Annotated in this window: 1 pseudogene; it reads right to left on the reverse strand. The window is 65.2% G+C overall.

Features of this window, described 5'->3' with window-relative positions:
- Positions 1-247, reverse strand: a pseudogene (locus SB756_RS33640) (ABC transporter permease); the annotation flags it as partial.

The raw sequence follows: 247 nt of genomic DNA on the forward strand, positions 1-247 counted from the left end.
ACGCCGGCAATGCTGCTGGTCGGCGGTAGGCTCAAAGGATCGATGCCGATCAGCCGCACACTGCGCACAGGCTCACCCGACAAGCGCAAACGCCCTTCCAGCACGGGTGTCACCTGCCACCCCTGCTTGCGCAACTGCACGTACAGCTTCTGATCGAAATGCTCACCCTTGCGCGGTACAAACTGCGCCTGCATCGGCCCGGCCAGCACGGCACTGGCCCGGGCATAGTCGCTGCGGGCCTGGCTGT

Source organism: Pseudomonas sp. SIMBA_068 (assembly GCF_046534705.1).
Taxonomy (GTDB): Bacteria; Pseudomonadota; Gammaproteobacteria; order Pseudomonadales; family Pseudomonadaceae; genus Aquipseudomonas; species Aquipseudomonas putida.